Origin of the sequence: Fluviicoccus sp., from assembly GCF_030646115.1 — a bacterium.
GTDB lineage: Bacteria > Pseudomonadota > Gammaproteobacteria > Pseudomonadales > Moraxellaceae > Fluviicoccus.
In genome coordinates, this window is record NZ_JAUSMX010000002.1 from 392832 (window position 1) to 416762 (window position 23931).

At 57.9% G+C, this 23931-nt stretch carries 23 protein-coding genes; 8 read left to right on the plus strand and 15 right to left on the minus strand.

The window, feature by feature from the left end; translation table 11 throughout:
• Positions 1-65: 65 nt before the first annotated feature.
• The 6 genes from pheS to Q7T36_RS01905 all read right to left on the minus strand — a co-directional run bounded on the left by pheS (position 66) and on the right by Q7T36_RS01905 (position 5435).
• A complete protein-coding gene (pheS, locus tag Q7T36_RS01880) occupies positions 66-1082 on the minus strand; it encodes a phenylalanine--tRNA ligase subunit alpha (RefSeq protein WP_304843385.1) in 1017 nt (338 codons plus the stop codon).
• A 141-nt stretch (positions 1083-1223) separates the two neighbouring features.
• A complete protein-coding gene (rplT, locus tag Q7T36_RS01885; RefSeq protein ID WP_304843387.1) occupies positions 1224-1583 on the minus strand; it encodes a 50S ribosomal protein L20 in 360 nt (119 codons plus the stop codon).
• 18 nt (positions 1584-1601) lie between these two features.
• A complete protein-coding gene (gene rpmI / locus Q7T36_RS01890) occupies positions 1602-1799 on the minus strand; it encodes a 50S ribosomal protein L35 (RefSeq protein ID WP_304843389.1) in 198 nt (65 codons plus the stop codon).
• An 85-nt stretch (positions 1800-1884) separates the two neighbouring features.
• A complete protein-coding gene (gene infC / locus Q7T36_RS01895; protein WP_304843596.1) occupies positions 1885-2433 on the minus strand; it encodes a translation initiation factor IF-3 in 549 nt (182 codons plus the stop codon).
• 2 nt (positions 2434-2435) lie between these two features.
• Positions 2436-4361: a threonine--tRNA ligase gene (gene thrS / locus Q7T36_RS01900; RefSeq protein ID WP_304843391.1), complete on the minus strand. Its 1926-nt coding sequence runs from the start codon at positions 4359-4361 to the stop codon at positions 2436-2438.
• Between the two features lie 258 nt (positions 4362-4619).
• Positions 4620-5435: a tRNA threonylcarbamoyladenosine dehydratase gene (locus Q7T36_RS01905; protein ID WP_304843393.1), complete on the minus strand. Its 816-nt coding sequence runs from the start codon at positions 5433-5435 to the stop codon at positions 4620-4622.
• 103 nt (positions 5436-5538) lie between these two features.
• On the opposite strand from Q7T36_RS01905, the gene Q7T36_RS01910 reads away from it, so the two are divergent.
• Positions 5539-6168, plus strand: coding sequence for an RluA family pseudouridine synthase (locus Q7T36_RS01910; protein ID WP_304843395.1), 630 nt, complete (start codon positions 5539-5541; stop codon positions 6166-6168).
• 18 nt (positions 6169-6186) lie between these two features.
• Complete coding sequence (gene rapA / locus Q7T36_RS01915; protein WP_304843397.1) at positions 6187-9006, plus strand: RNA polymerase-associated protein RapA; 2820 nt, start codon at positions 6187-6189, stop codon at positions 9004-9006.
• 43 nt (positions 9007-9049) lie between these two features.
• Here the strand turns inward: rapA and ccmE are convergent, their stop codons facing one another.
• The 6 genes from ccmE to Q7T36_RS01945 form a co-directional block, all read right to left on the minus strand.
• Entirely contained in the window at positions 9050-9484 is a 435-nt protein-coding gene (gene ccmE, locus Q7T36_RS01920) for a cytochrome c maturation protein CcmE (protein ID WP_304843399.1), read from the minus strand.
• Positions 9468-9686, minus strand: coding sequence for a heme exporter protein CcmD (gene ccmD / locus Q7T36_RS01925; RefSeq protein WP_304843401.1), 219 nt, complete (start codon positions 9684-9686; stop codon positions 9468-9470). Before ccmD ends, ccmE begins: the two co-directional genes overlap by 17 nt.
• Entirely contained in the window at positions 9676-10449 is a 774-nt protein-coding gene (locus Q7T36_RS01930; RefSeq protein WP_304843403.1) for a heme ABC transporter permease, read from the minus strand. Before Q7T36_RS01930 ends, ccmD begins: the two co-directional genes overlap by 11 nt.
• 7 nt (positions 10450-10456) lie before the next feature.
• Complete coding sequence (ccmB, locus tag Q7T36_RS01935; protein ID WP_304843405.1) at positions 10457-11128, minus strand: heme exporter protein CcmB; 672 nt, start codon at positions 11126-11128, stop codon at positions 10457-10459.
• Entirely contained in the window at positions 11129-11761 is a 633-nt protein-coding gene (gene ccmA, locus Q7T36_RS01940; RefSeq protein WP_304843407.1) for a cytochrome c biogenesis heme-transporting ATPase CcmA, read from the minus strand.
• A 144-nt stretch (positions 11762-11905) separates the two neighbouring features.
• On the minus strand, positions 11906-12820 hold the full coding sequence (locus tag Q7T36_RS01945) for a triacylglycerol lipase (protein ID WP_304843409.1): 915 nt from the start codon (positions 12818-12820) through the stop codon (positions 11906-11908).
• A gap of 517 nt (positions 12821-13337) precedes the next feature.
• Between Q7T36_RS01945 and Q7T36_RS01950 the strand changes: the two genes are divergently transcribed.
• Positions 13338-13970 (plus strand): DedA family protein, encoded by a 633-nt coding sequence (locus Q7T36_RS01950; RefSeq protein WP_304843411.1) that lies wholly within the window; start codon positions 13338-13340, stop codon positions 13968-13970.
• A 61-nt stretch (positions 13971-14031) separates the two neighbouring features.
• Here Q7T36_RS01950 and Q7T36_RS01955 read toward each other — a convergent pair whose 3' ends face one another.
• The 3 genes from Q7T36_RS01955 to Q7T36_RS01965 all read right to left on the minus strand — a co-directional run bounded on the left by Q7T36_RS01955 (position 14032) and on the right by Q7T36_RS01965 (position 16382).
• The gene (locus Q7T36_RS01955; RefSeq protein ID WP_304843413.1) at positions 14032-14799 is read right to left on the minus strand and encodes a glutathione S-transferase N-terminal domain-containing protein; all 768 of its coding nucleotides are present in this window, start codon (positions 14797-14799) and stop codon (positions 14032-14034) included.
• On the minus strand, positions 14796-15314 hold the full coding sequence (gene greB / locus Q7T36_RS01960) for a transcription elongation factor GreB (RefSeq protein ID WP_304843415.1): 519 nt from the start codon (positions 15312-15314) through the stop codon (positions 14796-14798). The genes Q7T36_RS01955 and greB overlap by 4 nt, the downstream gene beginning before the upstream one ends.
• A gap of 207 nt (positions 15315-15521) precedes the next feature.
• Positions 15522-16382 (minus strand): AraC family transcriptional regulator, encoded by an 861-nt coding sequence (locus Q7T36_RS01965; RefSeq protein ID WP_304843417.1) that lies wholly within the window; start codon positions 16380-16382, stop codon positions 15522-15524.
• A 230-nt stretch (positions 16383-16612) separates the two neighbouring features.
• On the opposite strand from Q7T36_RS01965, the gene Q7T36_RS01970 reads away from it, so the two are divergent.
• The 5 genes from Q7T36_RS01970 (at position 16613) to Q7T36_RS01990 (ending at position 23877) form a co-directional block, all read left to right on the plus strand.
• Positions 16613-17494: a metal-dependent hydrolase gene (locus Q7T36_RS01970; protein ID WP_304843420.1), complete on the plus strand. Its 882-nt coding sequence runs from the start codon at positions 16613-16615 to the stop codon at positions 17492-17494.
• A gap of 17 nt (positions 17495-17511) precedes the next feature.
• Positions 17512-18522 carry a DUF6670 family protein gene (locus Q7T36_RS01975; protein ID WP_370690025.1) on the plus strand — a complete coding sequence of 337 codons (1011 nt, stop codon included), beginning with the start codon at positions 17512-17514 and terminating at the stop codon, positions 18520-18522.
• Positions 18523-18989: 467 nt separating this feature from the next.
• The gene (locus Q7T36_RS01980) at positions 18990-19661 is read left to right on the plus strand and encodes a TetR/AcrR family transcriptional regulator (protein WP_304843424.1); all 672 of its coding nucleotides are present in this window, start codon (positions 18990-18992) and stop codon (positions 19659-19661) included.
• A 1-nt stretch (position 19662) separates the two neighbouring features.
• The gene (locus Q7T36_RS01985; RefSeq protein WP_304843426.1) at positions 19663-20748 is read left to right on the plus strand and encodes an efflux RND transporter periplasmic adaptor subunit; all 1086 of its coding nucleotides are present in this window, start codon (positions 19663-19665) and stop codon (positions 20746-20748) included.
• 24 nt (positions 20749-20772) lie between these two features.
• Complete coding sequence (locus tag Q7T36_RS01990) at positions 20773-23877, plus strand: efflux RND transporter permease subunit (RefSeq protein WP_304843428.1); 3105 nt, start codon at positions 20773-20775, stop codon at positions 23875-23877.
• Positions 23878-23931 lie beyond the last annotated feature (54 nt).

Consider the following 23931-nt stretch of genomic DNA (forward strand, 5'->3'; position numbering starts at 1 on the left):
TCCTGAATATCAAATCGTACTTTCGTGGCGACGCAGCGGTCGCCCCGTAATGAATGCCGACAGTTTTAATTGAACTGACCGAGGAAACGCAGGTCGTTCTCGAAGAACAAGCGCAGGTCGTTCACCCCGTAGCGCAGCATGGCGAAACGCTCCACGCCCATGCCGAAGGCAAAGCCGCTGTAACGTTCGCTGTCGATGCCGCAGTTTTCCAGCACTTGCGGATGCACCATGCCGCAACCCAGCACTTCCAGCCAGCCGGTGTGCTTGCAGACCCGGCAGCCCTTGCCGTTGCACATCACGCACTCCATATCCACTTCTGCCGAAGGCTCGGTGAACGGGAAATAGGACGGACGGAAACGGACGGCCAGATCCTTTTCAAAGAACACTTGCAGGAAGTTCTGGATGACATGTTTCAGTTCGGCGAAGCTGACGTTTTCGTCAATCAGCAAGCCTTCCACCTGATGGAACATCGGCGAATGCGTCAGGTCGGAATCGCAACGGTATACACGACCGGGGCAGACGATGCGCAGCGGCGGTTGCTGCTGTTCCATGGTGCGGATCTGTACCGGTGAGGTATGCGTGCGCAGCAGGCGATGGGCATCGAAATAGAAAGTATCGTGCATGGCCCGCGCCGGGTGGTGCGAGGGAATGTTCAGCGCTTCGAAATTATGGAAGTCGTCTTCCACTTCCGGACCGGAGGCCACCTCAAAACCGGAGCGGGTGAAGAATTCGGTTATGCGGTTCATGACACGGGTGACCGGGTGCAGACCGGCAGGCGGCTGTCCACGGCCAGGCAAGGTCACGTCAATGCGCTCAGACGCCAATTGCAGGTTCAGCGCCTCTTCAACCAGAGCGGCCTTGCGCGTATCCAGGGCGCCGGAAATAGCGTTGCGCGCCTCGTTCAGACGGGCGCCCTGCTCCTTCCGGGCTTCAGGATCCATCTGGCCCATGGCCTTGGACAGTTCCGTGATCAGGCTCTTCTTGCCCAGGTACTGGACACGCACCTGCTCCAGCATGGCCGCCTCATTGGCGGCCCCAATCGTTGCCAGTGCTTCACTGACCAGCGTCTGCAAGTCACTCATGTTGCTTTCCTGTCCAGACCGGAAGTCGTCCGGCCTGCGATCAATTCAATGAAATTCGAGGGTATTTCCGGGAAATCCCGTCCAACAAATAAAAAAGGGGAAGCGGCCTGAAGCCCTTCCCCCTTTTGACCCGCAGTGCGATCAGGCGGCGAGAGCGGCTTTGGCTTTTTCGGCCAAGGCAGCAAAAGCACCTGCGTCATGCACGGCAATATCAGCCAGAACGCGACGGTCGATCTCGATCGCAGCCTTCTTCAGGCCGTTGATCAGACGGCTGTACGACAGGCCGTTCATGCGGGAAGCGGCGTTGATACGCGCAATCCACAGGGCACGGAACTGACGCTTTTTCTGGCGACGGTCACGATAGGCATACTGGCCGGCCTTGATGACCGCCTGGAATGCTACGCGATAGACACGCGAACGGGCGCCGTAGTAGCCCTTTGCGCGATCCAGAATCTTTTTGTGACGACGATGTGCGATTACACCACGTTTTACACGAGCCATTTATTTCTCCTCCAAGTGTCAGGTGTTCGGCAGCATGCGCTGTACGGACGGGACGTCGCAATCGGCAACCATGGTGCAGCCACGGAGTTGACGAATACGCTTGGCGGACTTTTTGGTCAGGATGTGACGTTTAAAGGCCTGTTTGCGCTTGAAGCCGTTCGCCGTTTTCTTGAAACGTTTGGCGGCGCCGCGCAAGGTCTTGATTTTCTGTGCCATGTTAACCTCGATAGTAAATGAACCCTTTCAGCCCGGCAGCACACCTGGACTTGGGGGTAAGCCGTAATCACCGATCCTTCAGCGCTTACTTCTTTTTCTTGGGCCCGATGAGCATAGTCATCATCTTGCCTTCCATCTTCGGGTGCTGTTCCACAACCCCGAGCTCAGCCAGATCTGCTTCGATACGTTGCAATTGCTTCATACCGATGTCCTGGTGAGCCACTTCGCGTCCGCGAAAACGCAAAGTTACCTTCGCTTTGTCGCCTTCTTCGAGGAAGCGGATCAGGGCTTTCAACTTCACCTGATAATCGGCTTCCTCGGTTCCGGGACGCAGCTTGATTTCCTTGATCTGAACCTGGTGTTGCTTTTTCTTGGACTCTTTCTGCTTTTGCTTGAGTTCAAAAATGTGCTTGCCGTAATCCATGATACGGCAGACCGGAGGTTCACCATTGGGAACAATCTCCACCAGATCCAGTTGAACCGCTTCGGCGGCAGCCAGCGCATCACGAATGGACATGATGCCTTTCTGCTCACCGTCCTGGTCTACCAGACGGACTTCACGTGCTCGGATATCCCCGTTAATCGCAGTGCGCTGCTTGGCGTCTTTGGACTGCGGCTTTTCTGGCTTGTTAATACTTAATTCTCCACTGATGAACGACCGCGACGGGCAATATCCGCGCGTAATAGGTCGGCAAAGGCATCGAGGCTCATACTGCCCAGATCCTTGCCTTCGCGGGTGCGAACGGCCACGGTGTTCTGTTCTACCTCACGATCCCCGACCACCAACAGGTAGGGAATGCGCTCCAAGGTGCGTTCGCGAATCTTAAAGCCTATTTTCTCGTTTCTCAAGTCACCTTCGACACGGAATCCCATATCTCGCAAATTGTCGACGAATTGAGCAGTGGATTGTGCCTGATGATCGGTAATATTCATCACCACCGCTTGCACTGGCGCCAACCAAGGGGGCAGCAAGCCGGCATAGTGCTCAATGAGGATGCCGATGAAACGCTCGAATGAACCGAGAATGGCGCGGTGCAACATCACCGGCGCATGACGGGTGTTGTCTTCCGCCACATAACTGGCGTCCAGCCGGACCGGCATGTTGAAGTCGCACTGGATGGTGCCGCACTGCCAGACACGGCCGAGACAATCCTTCAGTGAAAACTCGATTTTCGGACCGTAGAAAGCGCCCTCACCCGGCTGCAGTTCCCATTTCAGGCCGGCGGCGTCCAAGGAATCCGCCAAGGCCTTCTCAGCCAGATCCCACAGTGCGTCGTCACCCACCCGCTTCACGGGACGGGTGGACAACTTCATTTGCACATCATCGAAGCCGAAGTCGCGATAGACCTGTAATGTCAGCGCAATGAAGTCAGCCACTTCCGGGCCGATCTGCTCACGGGTGCAGAAAATGTGGGCATCATCCTGGGTGAAGCCACGAACGCGCATGATGCCGTGCAGCGAACCCGAGGGCTCGTTGCGATGGCAGGAGCCGAACTCGGCCAGACGCAGCGGCAGGTCGCGATAGGACTTCAGGCCCTGGTTGAAGACCTGCACGTGGCACGGGCAGTTCATCGGCTTCACCGCGTAATGGCGATTTTCGGAATGCGTGGTGAACATGTTGTCGGCATAGTTGGCGGCATGCCCGGATTTTTCCCAGAGCGAAATGTCCACCACCTGCGGCGTCTTGATTTCCTTGTAGCCGTTGGCCTGCTGGATCTTGCGCATGTACTGTTCCAGCACCTGATACACGGTCCAGCCGTTGGGATGCCAGAAGACCATGCCCGGCGCTTCATCCTGCACGTGGAACAGGCCCAGTTGCTTGCCGATACGACGATGATCACGCTTGGCGGCTTCTTCCAGCCGGGTCATGTACGCCTGCAAGTCTTTCTTGTTGGCCCAGCAGGTGCCGTAGATACGCTGCAACATGGCGTTGTTGCTGTCACCGCGCCAGTAGGCGCCAGCAACCTTGGTCAGCTTGAAGGCCTTGATCTTGCCGGTGGACGGCACGTGGGGGCCGCGGCAGAGGTCGATGAAATCGCCCTGGCTGTAAAAGGACAGGTCTTCCTCGCCGGGAATGCTGGCGATGATTTCGACCTTGTACTTCTCACCCTTCTCTTCAAACAGGCGAATGGCATCCGGACGCGACATCACGGTGCGGGTCACGGTGAAATCCTTGGCGGCCAGCTCTTCCATCCGCGCCTCAATCTTGGCGAGGTCGTCGGTGGTGAACGGGCGCTCGAAGGCGAAGTCATAGAAGAAACCGTCTTCAATGACCGGACCGATGGTGACTTGCGCAGTGGGGAAGATGTCCTGCACGGCCATGGCCAGCAAGTGGGCGCAGGAGTGACGGATCACTTCCAGGCCGTCAGCATCCTTTTCAGTAATGATGCTGAGCGCGGTGTCTTCCGTAATCAAATAGGACGTGTCTACCAGCTGGTCTCCGATTTTGCCGGCCAAGGCCGCCTTGGCGAGTCCGGGACCGATGCTGAACGCAACATCAGCGACGCTGACGGGTTGTTCGAATTCTTTCTGGGCGCCGTTAGGCAGGGTGATGACGGGCATGATTATTCCTTCAGGCTGTCTTTTAGCAGTGGTGGCCGCTACCAATGGCCACGTAACCTCGAGAATCCACCATTCTGACTGTCCGGGGCTCCCTGCCACGCATACCGGTGCGCGGATTCGGGTCGAACAGTGCTGTCTGATGAGCGAAGCGCAGGATTTTACAGCATTTTCACCACAGAACAAGGGTTTACGCCGCTGGGCGTCTCCGGCTTTCAACCGCTCATCGCGCGGATGACCTTCCTGCCCCTATTGTTACGGTCAAACATCCGGCAATTGACCACGGCTGATGGCCAGTTCCATACGATGCACCATCATTTTCAATCCTTCGGACACGGCCATCATGCCCATGGTTGCCGTCACCGCCACCGCTGAGCCATACCCGGCGCAATTCAGGTTGGCGTCACAGCTTGCCCCTTCGGGTGTCGTGACTGGCTCGTTGGAGTAAACGCAGGCAATGCCGAATTTTTCCTTGAGCTTGGTCGGGAACTTATAATCGTGACGCAATTGACGACGGATCTTGGCGATCAGCGGGTCACGCTCGGTGTGGGCCAGATCGGACACGCGCAGTTGTGAGGTATCGGTCTTGCCACCGGCCGCACCGCAAACCACCAAAGGAATGCGACGACGACGGCACCACAGGATCATGGAAAGCTTGGCCTGGACGTCATCAGTGCAGTCCAGCACTAGGTGCGGCGTGTCGGCCATCAGTTGCGGCAGGTTGTCCCAGGTCAGAAAATCGTCCACCATATGCAGATCCAGCCGGGGATTGATCGCCTTGGCGCGCTCACCAAGCACATCAATCTTGTTACGGCCGAATGTGCCATCCAGTGCGGGCAGTTGCCGGTTGACGTTGGACGGAACCAGGACATCCATGTCGATCAGCGTCAGGCGGCCGATGCCGGTGCGCGCCAGAGCCTCGATGGCCCAGCTGCCGACACCCCCCGCCCCTGCGATAATGACATGAGCGCGCTCAAACAGGGTGAAGGTGCGCTCTCCGTAGAGGCGGCGGGTGCCGGCAAAGCGGCGGTCGTAGTCGTCGTCAGGGAGACTTGCGGGGGGGAGCGGATTATTCATGGCGCAAATTATACGGATTATGCTGTCTCACTGACGAGATGTGATTGCTTTAAATCCGTTTGTCATTACAATTGCGCCCTCTCTTCAAACCCGGAGCGATGCCGTGCTGACAGATTGTCCCATCCTGTTGGACGACGCGCATCTTCTGGTCATCGGCAAGCCTGAAGGTTTGCTGTCCGTGCCCGGCAAGGGCCCTGAAAAACTCGACTCACTGTATCACCGGCTGCAACAGATCTGGCCCGGCATCCGCATTGTGCATCGTCTTGACCGCGATACTTCCGGCTTGCTGGTGTTCGCACGCAGCCTGCCCGTGCAGCAAGACCTGAACCGGCAATTTGCCGAACGCACCGTCAACAAGCGCTATGTCGCTCTGGTTTACGGGCACCCCGCCGACATGCGCGGTGAAGTAAACCTGCCCATTTGTTACGACCCGGAAAATCCGCCTTTGCATATCGTGGATACGGTCAATGGCAAGCCCTCGCAGACCTTCTGGTCGGTACTGGAGCGCAAACCCGGTCAAACCCGGCTGTTGCTGGAACCGGTGACCGGCCGCTCGCATCAATTGCGTGTGCACATGCTGGCCCTGGGCCATCCCATTCTGGGGGACACCCTGTATGCGCGGGACTTTGATACCGGCGCTTCCCCCCGTTTGTGCCTGCACGCTGAAACCCTGGAATTTACCCACCCGGTTACGGGCGAACGCCTGAACTTCACCCTGCCCGCCCCTTTTTAGAACGATAGAAAACTGCCTATGAGTACTCCCACCCCTGCAATTGGCCAGCGCTGGCTGTCAGACGCCGAAACGGAATTGGGCCTGGGCATGGTTATTGAGGTGAATCAGCGCACCATTACCATTCTGTTTCCCAAGAGCGAGGAAACCCGGGTTTATGCACGTCAGAATGCACCGCTGTCTCGCATCCGTTTCGCCCAGGGCGACAGCATTGTCGATACCGACGGCGCGGAGTGGACCGTGTCTTCGGTTGTGGAGCGCCAGTTTGTGCTGCGCTATGAGGTCATGAATGCCGACGGTCATACCACCACCGTGGCCGAAACCAAGCTGTCGCCAAACATTCACTTGTCCCGTCCCTCCGAACGCTTGCTGGCCTGTCAGCTGGACAACAATGAATGGTATGAATTGCGGGTCATGGCCCTGCGCGCCCGTGAGAAGCTGGCGCATAGTCCGGTCGCGGGGCTGGTGGGGCCGCGTGTCGGCCTGATTCCGCATCAGTTCTACATTGCCCACGAAGTCGCCCAACGCATGGCGCCGCGCGTCCTGCTGGCGGATGAAGTCGGTTTGGGCAAAACCATTGAAGCCGGTCTGATCATTCACCAGCAACTACTGACCGGCCGCGCGCAGCGGGTGCTGGTGCTGGTTCCGGACAGCCTGCAATACCAGTGGCTGGTGGAAATGCGCCGCCGCTTCAATATCGATTTTTCACTGTTCGATCTGGGCCGTACCGCCGCCATCCGCGAGCATGACGAAGTCCAGAATCCGTTCAGCACGGAACAGTGTGTGTTGTGCAGCATCGACTTGCTGATTGACCATCCTTATCTGGCTGACGAAGCCCTGGGGGCGACCTGGGACTTGCTGGTGGTGGATGAAGCCCACCATCTGGCCTGGGATGAAGAGTCACCCAGCGAAGCCTATCAGCTGGTGGACCGGCTGGCGGCGCAAACTCCCGGGGTCCTGCTGTTGACAGCAACCCCGGAACAACTGGGCGTGGCAAGCCACTATGCCCGCCTGAAACTGCTGGATCCGAACCGATTTCCCAGCCTGGAGCAGTTCCTGGTAGAGGAAGAAGCCTTCCTGCCCGTCGCGGCTGCCGCCCGTCAATTGGCCGAGGGCGACGTCGACGCAGACACACTGTCAACCATTGGCGAATTCCTCGGCGCCGCACCGGATGTCAAAACGGCCGCCGGTCGCCAGGAAGCCTTGCGGCAACTGCTGGACCGTCACGGCACCGGCCGGGTGTTGTTCCGTAACACCCGCGACGCCATTCGCGGCTTTCCGCAGCGACTATGCCTGCCGGAACCGCTGACGCCTCCGGCTGACTGGCCGGTTACCGGCCCGGTGCGTTTTCAGTTGTGGCCGGAAGTGCAGAGCGAAGACGACGCCTGGATGGCCAATGACCCGCGCATTCCCTGGCTGATCAAACTGCTGAAGCAACTGAAGCAGCAGAAGGTGTTGCTGATCTGCCGCACCGCTCCGGTGGCCCAGGCGCTGGAAGAAAAGCTGCGGTTGAAGGAAGGTATCCGCACCACACTGTTTACCGAACACATGAGCCTGCTGGAACGCGACCGCGCTGCTGCGTACTTTGCGGAAGAAGGTTACGGTGCGCAAATCCTGCTGTGTTCAGAAATCGGATCGGAAGGCCGTAATTTCCAGTTTGCCCACCATATGGTGCTGTTCGATTTGCCCGCCAACCCGGACATCCTGGAACAACGTATCGGCCGTCTTGATCGCATCGGCCAGACCGACACCATCAACATCCACGTGCCATACATGGCCGGCACCGCTCAGGAACGGCTTTTCCGCTGGCACCATGAGGCGCTGGACGCCATTTCCCGCATTTCCCCCACCGCCCAGGTGGTGCAACAGTACCATCAGGACGCGCTGAAGGAATTACTGCAAGCACCGACGGCCCACCACGACCGCTTTGAACAGCTGATTGAAGAGGCCCGCAGCGATCTTGAGCAACTGGAAGCGGAAATGCAGGCCGGTCGGGACTACTTGCTGGAACTGAATTCCTGCCGCCGCGAAGTCGCCCTGAACCTGGTGGAAACCGTTGCCGATCAGGATGATGACCTGATGCTGGAAGACTTCATGGGCCGCGTCTGGTCTGCCTTCGGACTGGAGCACGACGACCAGGGGGACGGCAGTCACATCCTGCATCCCGGCGATCACATGACCGTGGAAGCCTTCCCCGGTCTGGATGCCGATGGCTTGTCCGTAACTCTGGACCGTGTCCAGGCGCTGAGCCGTGAAGAACTGCAGTTCCTGACCTGGGAACATCCGATGGTGCTGGGCGTGCTGGACTTGCTGACCCGTCAGCACTTCGGCAACGCCAATGTCGCGCTGATCCGCAACAAGGGCATCAAGCCCGGCACCCTGCTGGTTGAGTCATGGTTCCGGCTGGAGGTGGTGGCCCCCCGTTACCTCAACCTGCCGGCCACCTTGCCGCAATTGGTGATCCGCGTCCTGCTGGACGGTGAGGGTCGCGACCTGAGTGCCAAGGTGCTGCATGACAACCTGAACCGCCAGATTCTGCCGCTGGACCGCAATACCGCGCGGCAGGTGGTGAAGATGCAGGACGACATTATTGCAACCCGCACCCGGCAGGCCGAAAAAGTGGCAAATGAACAGTTGCCGGCATTGGCAGCGCAAGCCCGTGAAGTCTTTACGATAAATCTGACTCGGGAAATTGAGCGGTTGAAGGCGCTACAGGCCATTAATCCGGCGGTGCGCCCGCAGGAAATCGCGGCTCTGGAATTCCATCTGGAACAGGGGCTGAAGCACTTGCAGCACCTGCATCTGGTGAGCGATACCCTGCGGGTGATTGTGGCGGGCTGATGCGGACGACTGCCTGCCCGTCAGCGGCAGGCAGCCTGTTGGGTTACTTGACGGGATGCCCCGCTTCCTTGATGGCATCCTTGACCTGCGGCGGCATGTAGTTTTCGTCATGCTTGGCCAGGATTTCCTCCGCCTGTACCTTGCCGTTACTGAAGGTGCCTGTAGCCATGATGCCCTGCCCTTCCTTGAACAGATCCGGCAGGATTCCCGTATAGGAAACCGGCACTTGTTGTTTCAGGTCGCTGATCAGGAACTCCACCGCCAGTGAATCCGGCGAGCGCTTCAACGACCCCTGCACCACCAGTCCGCCCACCTGGATCTTTCGTCCTTCCGGCGCTTCCCCGTTCACCAGTTGGCTGGGGGAATAAAAGGCGCTGATGTTCTGGCGCAAGGCATAGGTCACCAGGCCGGTTGCCAATCCCAATCCGGCCACCAGGGCCAGAATCAACAGCAAAGTACGTTTACGCTTCGGATGCATCGTCACTTTCTCCGGAAACTGCAGGATTCTTGCGCGCATCCCGGCGCATCTGGGCCAATTGCTCACGCATGAAACGCTTGCGCTCGGCCCGGGCCTGCCACAGCAGACCAAACACCACCATAAAAGTCAGGCCGTAACACGTCCAAACATAGGGGCCATGCTTGCCCATGGCCAGGAAATCAGCCAACGATTCAAACGCCATGACGGCCTCCCTCGGCGCGGACAATTTCACGCACCCACTGGCTGCGGCGTTCACGCTGCAGAATGACATTGCGCGATTTCAACACCACCAACAAGGCAAACAGCGTGTAGAAGCCCAGGATCATCACCACCAGCGGCATCCACATTTCGGGCGGCATCTTCGGCTTCGCGGTCAGCGAAAAGGTTGCCCCCTGATGCAGCGTATTCCACCATTCCACCGAATACTTGATGATGGGCAGGTTGATGATGCCAACCACCGACAGGATCGCCGCCGCCTTTGCGCCGGTGGCGCTGCTCTCATAAGCGCCGTACAGGGCCACCACACCGACGTACAGGAACCACAAAATCAGCATCGAGGTCAGACGCGCATCCCATACCCAATAAGTTCCCCAGGTCGGCTTGCCCCACACCGCGCCGGTCACCAGCGCCAGAAAACAGAACCACGCGCCCAGCAAGGCAATGGCGCGCGCCACCATCTCGGCGGTCTTGACCTTCCACACCAGGCTGATGACGCCACACACCGCCAGGCCCAGATAACCGCTCATGGCGATGCTGGCGGCGGGCACATGGATGAAGATGATGCGGTAACTGTTGCCCTGATAGTAATCGGGCGGTGCGAATGCCAGGCCCCATACCGTGCCGATACCGATCAGCAGGCCGGAAATCACGGCCAGCCATGGAATGAAACGGCCGCTGATGAAATAGAAATGCTTGGGGCTGACGGTTTGCAGGAAAGTCTGCCAGACCCGGTTAAGCCAATTCATGGATGCTTTATCCTCCAGTCGCCAGGCGTAAGGAAGCCGCTACGGCCAAGGGCGCCAGCGTCAAGGCCAGCACGAGAAACGCCGCCAGTATGGCCAGATAACCCACGGCAGGCAGACCGGCCATGGAGGCCTGCACCGCCGCCGTGGCGAATATGATGACCGGAATGTGCAATGGCAGGCTGAGCAGCGGCACCAGCACGCCCCCTCGCCTTAACGATACCGTCAGCGCCGCGCCGATGGAACTGATCAAACTGAGGGTGGGCGTGCCCAACAGCAAGGTCAGGAACAAGGTGCCCATGGCTTCGGCGGGCAGGTTCAAGAGCAAGGCCGCCACCGGACTGAGCAAGGTCAGGCAGGCGCCGGTTTGCAGCCAGTGCGCCATCACCTTGGCCAGCACCACGACCGGCAAGGGCGATGGACTCAGCGCCAGCTGTTCCAGACTGCCATCGTCATAGTCCTGCCGGAACAGGCTGTCCATGGACAGCAAGACCGACAGCAAAGCCGCAATCCAGACCACGCCCCCGGCCATGGCGGCCAGTTTGGTGGGCGTGGTGTTGATGGCCAGCGGGAACAGGGTGATAACCATGACGAAGAAGCTGAGCGGATTCAGCCAGTCGCCGCCTTGCCGCGCCGCCAATCGCACGTCGCGACGCAATACCGCCCACAAGGCCCGCTGCATTCAGTGCGCCTCCGGGCAATAGTCCGAGAGATCCAGCCGCCTCAACGGGAACGTCCCCGGGAAAATATGATGCGTGGTCAGCACAATCATGCCGCCATTGCGGGCATGTTCCACCAACCAACCCTCCAGTGCGCGTACACCGGCCTGATCAATGGCGGTGAACGGTTCGTCCAGCACCCACAGCGGCGATTTTTCCAGAAACAGGCGGGCAATACCGACCCGGCGTTTCTGCCCGGCAGACAAATGCGCCACCGGGACGTCTTCGTAACCGGCCAGACCCACCCGTTCCAAAGCCGACATCAACTCATCGACGCCAACCTCCAGGCCGCGCAGCCGGATCAGGAACGCCAGATTTTCCAAGGGTGTCAGCAAGGCCTTCAGGCCCAGATTATGGCCCAGATAGCTGAAGCGGCGGCGGAAGGCCACGGGGTCATCATTGACGGGATGGTTGTCCCAGAGCACATCGCCTACATCAAACCCGCCCAGACCGACCAGACGGTTCAGCAGCGTCGTCTTGCCCGTGCCGTTGGGACCGGCAATCTGCAGGATGTCACCGGATTGCATGGCAAAGGACAGGCCGGTAAACAGCACACGGTCGTCACGGGCAGCCTGCAATCGGGATACGGCGAGCAAATCGGGAAACTCCGGAAGCCAGAACAAGAGAAATGCATTCAGCCACGAATTATAACCTGATTCGCGAGAGGAAAAGGCAATGAAAAAAGCCGCCCCTTGGGGAGGCGGCTATTAACGGAGAGAACGCGGTTTTATAGAGGCTGATTACAATCCGGCGGTCTTCAAGCGATTGGCATGCTCGCGGTACACCGACTTGGGATCGGTCGAGAAGATGTCGCGCAGACCGAACATCAGGTTCACTTCATCCAGATGATTCATGGAGTAGTTATCACGCAACACCACACCCAAATGACTGCTGCATTGCGACACCAACCCGTCATTGGCGCCCGGAATGAAAAGGCCGGTAAGACCCAGCAGCGCATCCGTCGGGTCCAGGACATTGGTCAGGCGCTTGGTGCCGCCCCAGGAATAGTACTTGATGCCATTGACGGTGGATGCACCGCTGCCGCAACTGGTGGTGGGTACACCGGCAGGATGACGGCTGGTGAAGGCCGCCGAGCCGGAGGTGGACAGCGCGGCTATGCTGTTCTTGGCGCTCTGGTTGAAACTGCCTGCCCCGTTGAACATTTCAATGATCCCGGCCAGTGCATTCAAGGCCCCATAGGCAACCGGACTAAGCGGGCCGGTGCTGACCACCAGATCCGCCACCGGCGAACCCTTGACCGGACTACCGATGGCTGTCACTGACGCCACTTTGGTTGGAATCGCATCCGCCACGTAACGGATGGAATGGCCGCCGTGACTGTGGCCCATCAGGTTGACCTTGGCTTTACCGCTGATCGCCAGAATGTCACGAACCTGTTTCAGCAATTGCTCGCCACGGACATCGGAACTTTCCAGAGCAGCCACCTGCGTCACATACACCGTTGCCCCGTTGGCGCGCAGATCACCGGGAATCTGGTACCAGTAGTCAATGGCGCCGCCCAGCAAGGACTTGAAGCCGAACATGCCGTGCGCCAGCACGATGGGATATTTGGTCTGGGAGTAGGTTCCGGCAGTCGCCATGGTGGAAACGGAGGCAGTAGCGGCAATAAGGGCCGTCAAGAGCAGCTTGCGCATTGGGTTTGTCCTTTGGTCAGTTTTTGTTTTTGCAGTTGACTTCTACGAGTCACTGCTTTGTTAGTTGCTTGCCGACTCAATCCTGTGTGTGAGCGACAAATGCATACTATCTGACCAACTTGCCGACGAATAGCACCAAAAGCCGGATAAACGGTGTTTTCCGACGAATGGCAAGCATAAACCCGCTTTCCGTCTTGAAGGAAAACGACTGCTTTTTGATATTTGACGCCTCTGAAAAAGGCGGTTTTACACGTAATATCGGGGACTTACCCCCGGATCAAGGCTATACATCACTCCGGAAACGCCGCTTACAACAGGTAAACGGTCTTCTACGCGCTCATAATATGCACACCCGTATATTTGAGGAATATCAATAACGGCCAGATTCTTTGCCAATTCGGCCATAACTTCTCCCTGCCGGTGGCCAATTACGGTTTTCCCACCATTGGAGCATGGCTTGAGCGGGAGCTAATTTGCTAGCATCAAGCCCCTTTCCCCGTACAGCAACTTCACCGCCATGTTCATCATCGATTTCATTCTGCACATTGACCAGCATCTGGCGGAATTTGTCGCCAATTACGGTTTGTGGGTGTACGCCATCCTGTTCCTGATTGTGTTTACCGAAACCGGGGTGGTGGTGATGCCGCTGCTGCCGGGCGACAGCCTGCTGTTTGCCGCCGGGGCGCTGGCCGCCATCGGCTCCATGAACCCGTGGCTGGTGGGTCTGGTGCTGTGCGCCGCCGCCATCAGCGGCGACTCCTGCAATTACTGGATTGGCAACAGGCTGGGAAGGCGGCTGATTACCAACACAAAGCTGATCCGCATGGACCATCTGCACAAGACCGAAGCCTATTTTGCCGAGCATGGCGGCAAGACGGTGATTTTCGCGCGTTTCGTGCCGATTGTGCGCACCTTTGCCCCCTTCGTAGCGGGTATGGGCGCCATGGTCTACCGCCGCTTCCTGAGCTTCAGTGTCTTCGGTACGCTATGCTGGGTCAGCCTGTTTGTGGGCTTGGGCTATTTCTTCGGCAACCTGCCGGTGGTGCGCAAGAACTTCACGCTGGTGATCTTTGCCATTATCGGCATCAGTTTCCTGCCGATGGTGGTGCAGATGGTAAAAGGGAAAATGGCCGCTAAAGAAGCGAAATGACTCTTTCGACCACTAATAAAAAGGCCTCCTATGTGGAGGCCAGTTTATCGGCGAAGCATACTTAGCCCGGAAACTGGTACGTCCTTTCCAGATAGGCCAAAATGTCCTTCGACTCGAACATCTCCACGCCATGATTGGGGTCAATCAGGAACGGCACCTGCACCCGCCCCTTTTCGGCCAGCATGTGCGAACGTTTGGTATCGGGTAAAGGTTTGTATTCTCCGAAGTGCAAACGCTGTTTGGCCGGGCCGACATCAGCCAGTTGCTGCTTGCCGAGATTGATCAGAGTATAAGGCAATTCCAGTTCGCACAGCTTCTCACGCACGGGGCGGGAATAAGGGCTGGATTCAAAACTGTACAGGGTCAACGGCAGTTCCGGCGTTACCGAGGGCTGGGCCAGTATGCGGCGGCCGCGGACGGTTCCGGCCAAACGCGAAGTCAGCAGATTCCATTCATTGATATTCAAATGACGCGGCGCAGGCTTTTGGCGGTACTGTCGGAACAGATATTCGACAATGGCCTGCGCCCCGCCATGACGCTCACCGCTATTGGGGTCCATCAGGTACGGAACACTGCCCTGCCCGCCGGACAGTTCATTTAGTTTGCTCTTGAAACGATTACCGGACAACGGGCAAGGATAAATCATCACATCCAGGTTCAACTCGGTCAGCGCCTCGCGCACCAGACGGCATTCGGCGTCATCCTCGCGGTCGAACAGGATGGGCCGTTGCGACGGTTGCACAACCTGTTTGCTGCCTGCACTGCCATGCCAGCCGCGCAATGTGGAGCTGACAACGGAGGATACGATGTTAAGTAAATGATTTTTCATGCCTTTTCCTGACTTTCAGAGTAACGGACGTCCAATACCAGAAACACGGCCTTCCCTGCGGGCCGCTCGACCGGCACTTCATCATCAATTGCCTTTTTTAGCAAGGCTCTGGCCATGGGGGCATCGATGCTGATCCAGTTGCGCTTGGGGTCGATTTCGTCGGGGCCGACTATCCGCACCCGTAACTCCTCGCCGGTTTCCAGATCTTCCAGTTCCACGGTTGCCCCGAAGTAGATACGGGCGGGGTCGGAGGGATGTTCCCGCACCACACGCAATTCCGGCAGGCGTTTTTCCAGAAAGCGGACACGACGGTCGATTTCGCGTAGCAGTTTCTTGCCGTAGATGTATTCGGCGTTTTCCGAGCGGTCGCCCTGGGCGGCGGCTTCACTGACGGAACGGGTGACTTCGGGGCGTTTGACCCGCCACAGGTAGTCCAGTTCGTCGACCAGCACCTGATAGCCTTCGGGAGTGATCAGCGGGGTTTTGGGTGGCGCCGGTGGACGGTAGTGGGACATCAGGCTGGTATCGTGATTTGGGTGGGGGGGATAGTAACGGGTTGGGGGGTGTGGGAAAACCCCGCAGGTATTTGCCCAGCTTGGGCTATTCTTCGCGCCAGACGTACTCGTTGCCATACTACCCAGTTTCAGCGGCTAATCGGTGTCCTTCATTTTACTTGTTTGCCGTGACACCGACTTTGTAATACTTGATTTCCCCTGCAGCGGCTAATGCACAAGCCTTTGTGAATCACGTCGCCATTGACCGGGAGTGACACCAAACTGCTTCCTGAAGGCGAGCTGGAACGCGCTTTGTTCAGAGTAACCCAGCAGCATGGATACGGCTACAAGCGGCATGCTTTTATCACAGAGATACTCCTTGGCCAAATGCATTCGCACTCTCCCGATCGCACCGCGCAGCCCATCCGGAATGGCAGATAACCTCCGCTGGACCGTTCTTGGCGACATGACAAGTTTTTCTGCAACCAATGCCAGGTTTGCCTCCCTTTGCGGAAGCGCGGCCGTAATCACGTAGTAGAGTCTTGACGTCAGCTCTGCATCATTGATTTCGGGAAACAGTCTTCTCAACAAAGCAGAACGATCACTTTTGTTAGTGCACACATGGACTTCTCTGCCAAGGAATTCCCTGCGAACGGTGACTCCCAGAACTTGGCCAAAGACGATTGTGTTGCAATGAAGAATTTCAGCATAAACACCGGCTGCGGATTCATCATTAAACGGGAGGGAAACGGCAGCCATACACTCCGCCGGAATACCGGAACGCCTCACTACGTTAACCACGCTGCTGATGGAAAAGCAGGCAAATTTCCTGTATTCATCGCGCGTATTCCAGTACAGGGTCAAGCTTCCCGGGTCACGCTGGAGGTTGGCTATATTCGATCCATAAAAAAGAGCCTCGTAATAGACGTAGCTGTTCAGCAGGTCTTCCAGCGTTTGAGCATTGGAGAGCATGTGGCCCAAGGCGCCCAGATTTGACCAGCTACTCTGTTGCCCGATCCGCAATGCGGCATCTGGATCGCCTGTGAGCAATGAAGCTTCGTTAAGCAGGCCTTCGGCCTCGTCGAGCATTACAGATTCGTTGGAGCTAATGCGTCGAATGCGTGCGCATAGCAAAGTTGAACCATAGCCACATAGCTGCAACCAGTCGGCTATGGCGGATAGAAATGCACCCGGTACACGAAACATCTGGCTGACCCCTCATGCAAATGGCGCATTATATTACATGGTTGGCGCATTTTAATAATATATTGCCGAACCGCCTGCATACGATACTCATATCCAAACAGGAGGAACCTACCATGAACATGAACGCCAAACACACCAGAAGCACTCCAATTGCCCTTGAAGTGCGTAAAGAAACCCGTTTTGACTTCTCCACCGTACCAGCAATTCATACCGAAGATAACTTGTATATCAGCCATTTGTTCAATGCTCTTTCGCTGATAGCACCCATTACGGAAGGAATGCTGATTCGAGCAATCCGGGACGCTCAACCGCTGTTGCAAGGGTCCGTTCTTGCGGCTGACGCTCAAGCATTCATTGGGCAGGAAGCAATTCACACCCGCGAGCATCGAGAATTCAATCGCCGCCTTGGCGAACTCGGATTCAGTATTGAAAAAATGTCGGAGGTAATGGAATCCATAACCAAAAAGAATGAGTCCACGATGAGTCTCAAACAAAGGCTTGCTGTGGTAGTAACGGGTGAGCATGTCATCTACTCACTCTCGCGGGCATTTCTGGCGGCGGATCTCAAGGGCTTCCAGCAACACCCGGAAGTAACCCGTCTTTTGAAGTGGCACGCACTTGAGGAAATGGAACACCAATCAGTTTGCCACGACATATACACACATCTGTACGGTAACAGTGTGGCAAACCAGTTGGTGTATAATCTGACTTTTGTTGGTATCAATAGGTCGCTATACCAAGGCGTAGCACAACTAATGAAGGCGCTGCTCGCGCAGGACCGTGCACCACGTAAAGGCGAATTTCTTGCATTTTTGCGCTGGATGCTCCGTGACCCGGCCATCGGCAAAGATATTGCGCGTGAACTTCTGGCATATTTTTCACCGGTATTCATGCACTGGCGTCGCAGCAATGATGATCAACGACTGATTCGGGAAAACCTTGATTTTGTGTACCAAATGCCGCCCGAGTCTGCCCGGAACCTTTATGCTGTTTGAACGGAATAGAGGCCGATATGAATCTGATAATGCCCAAATCACTGACTAATGCCGTCGAGCGCTCGCTACGTCTCAACGGCAACCCTTTCGATCCGGGCACATCGGTGGCTCCCCCACAGGGCCGATACACCTGTGTGCACTACGGCATCATGGTGCCCAACCTGCCACCACCGTATAACTTTTTGAACCTGATTACGGTTATTGGTCAACCGAAAGTCAAACTTTTCCGCAACTCCCACCTGATCAAGACCACCGCCTTGGACACGGCCAATGTGTTGGTAGGCACCGCGATCGGCACACCTGATCACTTCAACGGCTACAGTGTGGCAAGGGATTGCGAACTCCGCCCTGATGGAAGCTACCTGCGCTTCGGGGACGACTTGGTGATCGAAGGGAGGTATCCGAACTTCACCGCGCGGCGCAGTGGCAAGGCCTTCAATTTCGTGTTGGAGTTGCGGGCCACTAGCAAGATCGCTCATTTCGCCAAAATGCTTGGCGGAGTCTACGATCACTGGGCGCTGCTGTGTGAATATACAGGCCATATCGAGCATGATGGTTTGAAAACACCGCTGCAAGGACTGTGCACGTTCGAATATGCGCGAGTAATCAACTTGTCGCTGCCCCTACGCTTTTTCACTTACCAAATACTCAACATTGATGCGCGAACGCAGGTGCTGATGGTCGTGGTGCTTGGCCCGCTGAACGCGGAATTACAGCGTCGTGTTTATGTACGTTCGCTGGATGACCACGGCGGGACATACACACACGGCTTCGATTTCATAGTTCATGAACATGAAGCCGAATCAGTGGTCACGCCAGATGGAACCGCCATGCGATTGCCTAAGAAATTCTCATGGCGTGTCGATGATGAGTCCGGCAATGAGTTGATTTCCATTGGCGGCTCCGCCAACGGAGACTTCAAGTACGGCATGGCGGGGGGTTATGCCGGTAGCTACGGCTATCGTGGTCGATTCAAGGGGCGTCCAATTGATGGCACTGGCTATATTGAGTACATCGACTGCAGGTAGTCGTCGGTTGATGCCCAGCGTTCAATAAGGATCCTCTTCAGTCAAACCTTTTTCTCCACGTTTTCTCGCCGTATTCCCCGCAGTACCGGATGCAGGCTCGTCACGAATATCGATGCACGGCAGGTGCTTTACAGCACCACGTGCAGGCCCGGGGCGACATGACGAACAGCCTGCGTCCGCTTGACTGGCACCACAGTCAGTGGCGGGAAGTGAGTGTTTCTACTAAACGTCGCTATTTACTCAAACCAGAATTACAAGTTTTCAAGTCGATTGATAATCATCGGAATCCGTCTTGCATCTTGATGCAGTTGTGCAATTACACAGCCCCACGCACCTGTTTGTCCCCAACCCATCCCCGCAACCAAAAAATGACTCATTACCCCTCAAAATAGACAGTGACAAGATACCACTCTTCTGCTATTAATTGGTCATCCGCCCAATTAATACCGGACGATCCGCATCCAGTCATGACCACACCCCTCCGCCAGCGCGGCCGCCCCGCCCGCCAAGACAGCGCCATGACCCGCGAGCAAATAGTGCGGCGGGCCTTCAACGCCTTTGCCACGCAAGGCTTTGACGGAGTCTCGCTGCGCCAGCTGGCCACCCATTGCGGCGTCAGTGACAGCCTGCTTCACCATCACTTCGGCAGCAAGCAGGAGTTATGGCAGGAGGCCGCAGATCAAGTGATCGGCCCGCTGATGAACCGGCTCTACGCCACACTGGAAGACCTGGCGCGCGACCGTGATGCCGCCGCCACCATCCGCCATAACCTGCCGCAATCGCTGAAACTGGTGCTGGCCGAACCCCATGCCGTTGAATTCATGTTTCGCGAAGGCGAAGCCTCCAACGAACGCGGCGAATACATGCGCAGCACCTACATGCGTCCCTACCTGCAACGTCTGGATGCCCTGTTCCAACAAGCGGTGCAGGAAGGTCATTTCAACCCCTTTCCCACGGTCTACCGGGATGTACTGGTGATGGGCTTCCTGCGCTCACTGGTGATTCCCGGCGTGCTGCAAACGGAACTTGCCCCCCATCTGGCCACCCCGGAAACCGTCTCCGCCTTTATCGACAATATGGTTGAGACACTGTTTACCGGATTCGCCCGTCGTCCCTTGTCCGTTGCTCCGGAGTCCTGACATGCATCCCCATTTCCGTTATGCCGCCGCATCCCTGATGCTGGGCTCCGCCCTGACCCTGAGTGCTTGCAGTAAACCACCTGCACCCGTGGAAAAGCCCCGTCCGGTCAAACTGATGACCGTCACCGCCGGTTCCGTTCAGGGGCAGGTGGAACTGGCCGGCGAAGTGCGAGCCCGTGTGGAATCGCCCCTGGGTTTCCGGGTGGGCGGCAAGATTGTGTCGCGTCAGGTGGAAACCGGACAGCGCGTGAAGCGCGGCCAAGTACTGGCGCAACTGGACCCGCGAGATTTCACCCTGGCGAAGTCCGCCGCCGGGTCACAGGTTGCCGCCGCCAAGGCCGATCTGGATCTGACCCGCGCGGAATTCAAACGCTTTCAGGAATTGCGTACCCAGCAATTTGTCTCTGATCTGGATCTGGACCGCAAGCGCGTCGCGGTCTCGGCGGCGGAGGCGCGGCTCTCCAGCCTGCAAAGCAGTTCCTCGCTGGAGTCCAACCGGTTGGAAGACGCTGTGCTGCGGGCGGATGCGGATGGCGTCATTACTGCGTTGCAGGCCGATGTCGGTCAGGTGGTGGCGGCCGGTCAGCCGGTTGCCACCCTCGCCCAGGAAGGCCCGCGTGAAATTGCAGTCGAGTTTCCGGAAGATCGCCCCGCCCTTTCCAAACTGAACGGCGCCACCGTGACCCTGTGGGCGCAACCCGGCAAGCACTACCCCGCCACGCTGCGTGAACTGTCCGCCTCCGCCGATCCCGCCACCCGCACCTTCCGCGCCCGCTACAGCGTGGAAGCCCCCGTTGGCGCTCTGGCGCTGGGTCAGTCCGCCACCTTGTCCATACCGCTGCCGGCCCAGCAAGGCGGCATCAAAGTGCCCACCACCGCGCTGGTGGGGGACCACAGCCAGACCAAGCTCTGGCAATTCGACGACAAGAGCGGTCAGGTGCATGGTATTCCGGTGCAGGTGCTGGGTATTGACGGTAATGAAGTGCTGGTCGGCGGCGTTCCGGACGGCGCGCGCATTGTGGTCGCCGGGGTGCATGTGTTGATCGAGGGCCAGAAAGTACGCCCGCTCGAAACCGCCGCGCCTTGAACCCGACCAGAATCCGGAGCCATCATGACCAAGCCCAATCCTGACGAACGGTTCAACCTTTCGCGCATCGCCATCCAGAACCCGGCGATCACCACCTATCTGCTGATCGTGCTGACACTGGCCGGGATCGCATCCTACTTCCAATTGGGGCAGGACGAAGACCCGCCCTTTACCTTCCGCATGATGGTGGTCCGCGCCTTCTGGCCCGGCGCCACCGCCATGCAGATGGCCGAACAGGTCACCGACCCGTTGGAACAAACGCTGCAGGAAGTCCCGAACACCTACCGCATCCGCAGCTATTCCAAGCCGGGCGAAACCACCATCTTTGTCGAGGTCAAGGATTCGACTAAGCCGCAGGAAGTGTCCAACCTGTGGTACACCATCCGCAAAAAGACCGGTGACATGCGCGGCAAGCTGCCGCAAGGGGTGCAGGGACCGTTCTACAACGATGAGTTCGGTGATGTGTTCGGGGTGATTTATGCCCTTTCCGCCGACGGATTCTCTTATGCCGAACTGAAGGACTACGCCGACCGTGTGCAGCAGGAAATGCTGCGGGTGCCGGGCGTGGCCAAGGTGGAGCAATATGGTGTGCAGCAGGAACGGATCTATGTAGAAGTTTCGCAGAAGAAGCTGGCCCGCATGGGTATCGATCTGCGGCAGGTAATCAACGCCCTGAACCAGCAGAATGCCGTGGAATTTGCCGGGGTGCTGCGCACACCCGGGGATGACATCCAGATCCGCATCAGCGGCCAGTTCGACAAGCTGGACGACCTGCGCGCCCTGCCGCTGCGCTTCAACAACCGCGCCTTCCGGTTGGGCGATATCGCCACGGTACAGCGCGGCTATCAAGACCCGCCCGCCGCGAAAATGCGCTTCAACGGCCGTGAAGTCATCGGTCTGGGGGTGTCCATGGTGCGCGGCGGCGACATCATCGTCCTCGGCAAGCACCTGCAAACCGCCACCACACAGCTGCGCGGCACCCTGCCCGCCGGTATCGAACTGAGCCAGGTGCAGGACCAGCCGAAATCTGTCGCCTTCTCGGTGCGTGAGTTCCTGCGCGTGCTGGCGGAAGCGCTGGTCATTGTCCTGGGCGTCAGCTTCATGGCGTTGGGCATTCACACCAAGCCGTTCCGTATCGACATGCGCCCCGGTCTGGTGGTGGCGCTGTCCATTCCGACCGTGCTGGCCATTACCTTCCTGGTCATGGAACGCTGGGGCATCGACCTGCACAAAATATCGCTGGGGTCGCTGATCATTGCGCTGGGCCTGCTGGTGGACGACGCCATCATCATCGTCGAGATGATGGTGCGCAAGCTGGAAGAGGGTTACGACCGGCTCAAGGCCAGCACATACGCCTACAGCAACACAGCCATGCCCATGCTGACCGGCACGCTGATCACGGCGGCGGGCTTCCTGCCCATCGGCCTGGCCAACTCGGCTACCGGGGAATACACCTTTGCCATCTTTGCCGTCACCACCACGGCCCTGATCGTGTCTTGGTTCGTCTCGGTCTATTTCGTCCCGTTCCTGGGTTACCGCCTGCTGAAGGAGCATCCCCACAGCACGGGTGAAGTGCAGGAAGTTTTTGACTCCGGCTTTTATGTCATGGTGCGCAAGACCGTTAACTGGTGCGTGGGCCATCGCTGGATCACCCTGTTCGCCACGCTGGGAGCGCTGGGAGTGGGCATTGTCGGCATGCAACTGGTGGAAAAACAGTTCTTCCCCGACTCCAACCGCCCGGAAATCCTGGTGGATCTGTGGCTGCCGGAAGGCTCGTCAATCGCCAACAGTGAAACACTGGCGAAGCGGGTGGAAGCCGAGTTGCTGAAAATCCCGGATGCCGGCACCGTCACCACCTTTATCGGTCAGGGAGCTCCCCGTTTCTACCTCCCGCTGGACCAGATTTTGCCGCAGAACAACGTCTCGCAAATTGTACTGGTGACTCCGTCGCTGGAGGCCCGCGAACGCATGCGCAAGCAGCTGCCGGCCATGCTGCACCAGCAGTTCCCGGAAGCCCGCGTCCGCCTGCGTCTGCTGCCCAACGGCCCGCCCGTGCCCTATCCAGTGATGTTCCAGGTGATGGGTGAAGACCCAAGCAAACTGCGGGTGCTGGCGGACAAGGTGCGCGCCATCGTCCTCGCTGACAAGTCCACTACCGGCGTCAACGACAACTGGGCAGAACAGATCAAGGCGTTGCATCTGGACATTGACCAGAATCGCGCCCGCGCCCTCGGCGTCACCACGGAGACACTGGCTACCGCCGGTCAGACCATTCTCTCGGGCCTGCCGATCGGTCTGTACCGCGAGAACAATGACCAGATCAGCATCATGCTGCGCCAGCCTCAGGAAGAGCGTGACACGATGACCGCGCTGACCAATGCCTACCTGCCCACCGCCAACGGCCAGTCCATCCCGATGTCGCAGATTGCACGGCCGGCCTTTGTCTGGGAGCCGGGCGTGGTGTGGCGGCAGAACCGTCAGTTCTCCATCACCGTGCAAGCGGATGTAGTGGAAGGCATTCAGGGCGCTACCGTAGCCTTGCGCCTTGACCAGCAACTGGAGAAGCTGCGCGCCGACCTGGAGCCGGGGTATCACATCGAACTGGCCGGTACTGTCGCCGAGTCGAAGAAGGGTTCCGACTCCATCGCCGCCAACGTGCCGTTGATGCTGTTCATCATCTTCACGCTGCTGATGCTGCAACTGCGCAGCTTCCCGCGCGCGCTGCTGGTGTTCCTGACCGGTCCGCTGGGCATTGTCGGCGCTTCAATGATGATGCTGATACTGGGACGACCGATGGGCTTCGTGGCGATGCTGGGCGTGATTGCGCTCAACGGCATGATCATCCGCAACTCAGTGATCCTGATTGACCAGATTGAACAGGATATTGCCTTGGGTGTGGATCGATGGACGGCGGTTGTTGAAGCGGCGGTGCGCCGTTTCCGGCCGATCATCCTGACCGCCGCCGCCGCCGTACTGGCCATGATTCCGCTGCTGGAAAGCCCGTTCTGGGGCCCCATGGCCTGCGCCATCATGGGCGGGTTGATTGTGGCGACAGCGCTGACCTTGCTCAGCTTGCCAGCCATGTATGCGATTTTCTTCCGGGTGAAGAGGAACGAAGCGGCCATTTGAGAGCATGAAAAGGACAGGGATGTCCCGTTTTGAGCTAACCAAGCATCGGATTGC

Coding starts and splice junctions, on each gene's coding strand:
- Q7T36_RS01950 (WP_304843411.1), top strand. CDS start 13,338: ATGTTCATCATCGATTTCATTCTGCACATTGACCAGCATCTGGCGGAA.
- Q7T36_RS01980 (WP_304843424.1), top strand. CDS start 18,990: ATGACCACACCCCTCCGCCAGCGCGGCCGCCCCGCCCGCCAAGACAGC.
- Q7T36_RS01975 (WP_370690025.1), top strand. CDS start 17,512: ATGAATCTGATAATGCCCAAATCACTGACTAATGCCGTCGAGCGCTCG.
- Q7T36_RS01970 (WP_304843420.1), top strand. CDS start 16,613: ATGAACATGAACGCCAAACACACCAGAAGCACTCCAATTGCCCTTGAA.
- rapA (WP_304843397.1), top strand. CDS start 6,187: ATGAGTACTCCCACCCCTGCAATTGGCCAGCGCTGGCTGTCAGACGCC.
- ccmD (WP_304843401.1), bottom strand. CDS start 9,686: ATGGCGTTTGAATCGTTGGCTGATTTCCTGGCCATGGGCAAGCATGGC.
- Q7T36_RS01955 (WP_304843413.1), bottom strand. CDS start 14,799: ATGAAAAATCATTTACTTAACATCGTATCCTCCGTTGTCAGCTCCACA.
- Q7T36_RS01945 (WP_304843409.1), bottom strand. CDS start 12,820: ATGCGCAAGCTGCTCTTGACGGCCCTTATTGCCGCTACTGCCTCCGTT.
- pheS (WP_304843385.1), bottom strand. CDS start 1,082: ATGAGTGACTTGCAGACGCTGGTCAGTGAAGCACTGGCAACGATTGGG.
- Q7T36_RS01985 (WP_304843426.1), top strand. CDS start 19,663: ATGCATCCCCATTTCCGTTATGCCGCCGCATCCCTGATGCTGGGCTCC.
- ccmE (WP_304843399.1), bottom strand. CDS start 9,484: ATGCATCCGAAGCGTAAACGTACTTTGCTGTTGATTCTGGCCCTGGTG.
- greB (WP_304843415.1), bottom strand. CDS start 15,314: ATGTCCCACTACCGTCCACCGGCGCCACCCAAAACCCCGCTGATCACT.
- Q7T36_RS01965 (WP_304843417.1), bottom strand. CDS start 16,382: ATGCTCGACGAGGCCGAAGGCCTGCTTAACGAAGCTTCATTGCTCACA.
- Q7T36_RS01905 (WP_304843393.1), bottom strand. CDS start 5,435: ATGAATAATCCGCTCCCCCCCGCAAGTCTCCCTGACGACGACTACGAC.
- Q7T36_RS01930 (WP_304843403.1), bottom strand. CDS start 10,449: ATGAATTGGCTTAACCGGGTCTGGCAGACTTTCCTGCAAACCGTCAGC.
- thrS (WP_304843391.1), bottom strand. CDS start 4,361: ATGCCCGTCATCACCCTGCCTAACGGCGCCCAGAAAGAATTCGAACAA.
- rpmI (WP_304843389.1), bottom strand. CDS start 1,799: ATGGCACAGAAAATCAAGACCTTGCGCGGCGCCGCCAAACGTTTCAAG.
- Q7T36_RS01990 (WP_304843428.1), top strand. CDS start 20,773: ATGACCAAGCCCAATCCTGACGAACGGTTCAACCTTTCGCGCATCGCC.
- ccmB (WP_304843405.1), bottom strand. CDS start 11,128: ATGCAGCGGGCCTTGTGGGCGGTATTGCGTCGCGACGTGCGATTGGCG.
- rplT (WP_304843387.1), bottom strand. CDS start 1,583: ATGGCTCGTGTAAAACGTGGTGTAATCGCACATCGTCGTCACAAAAAG.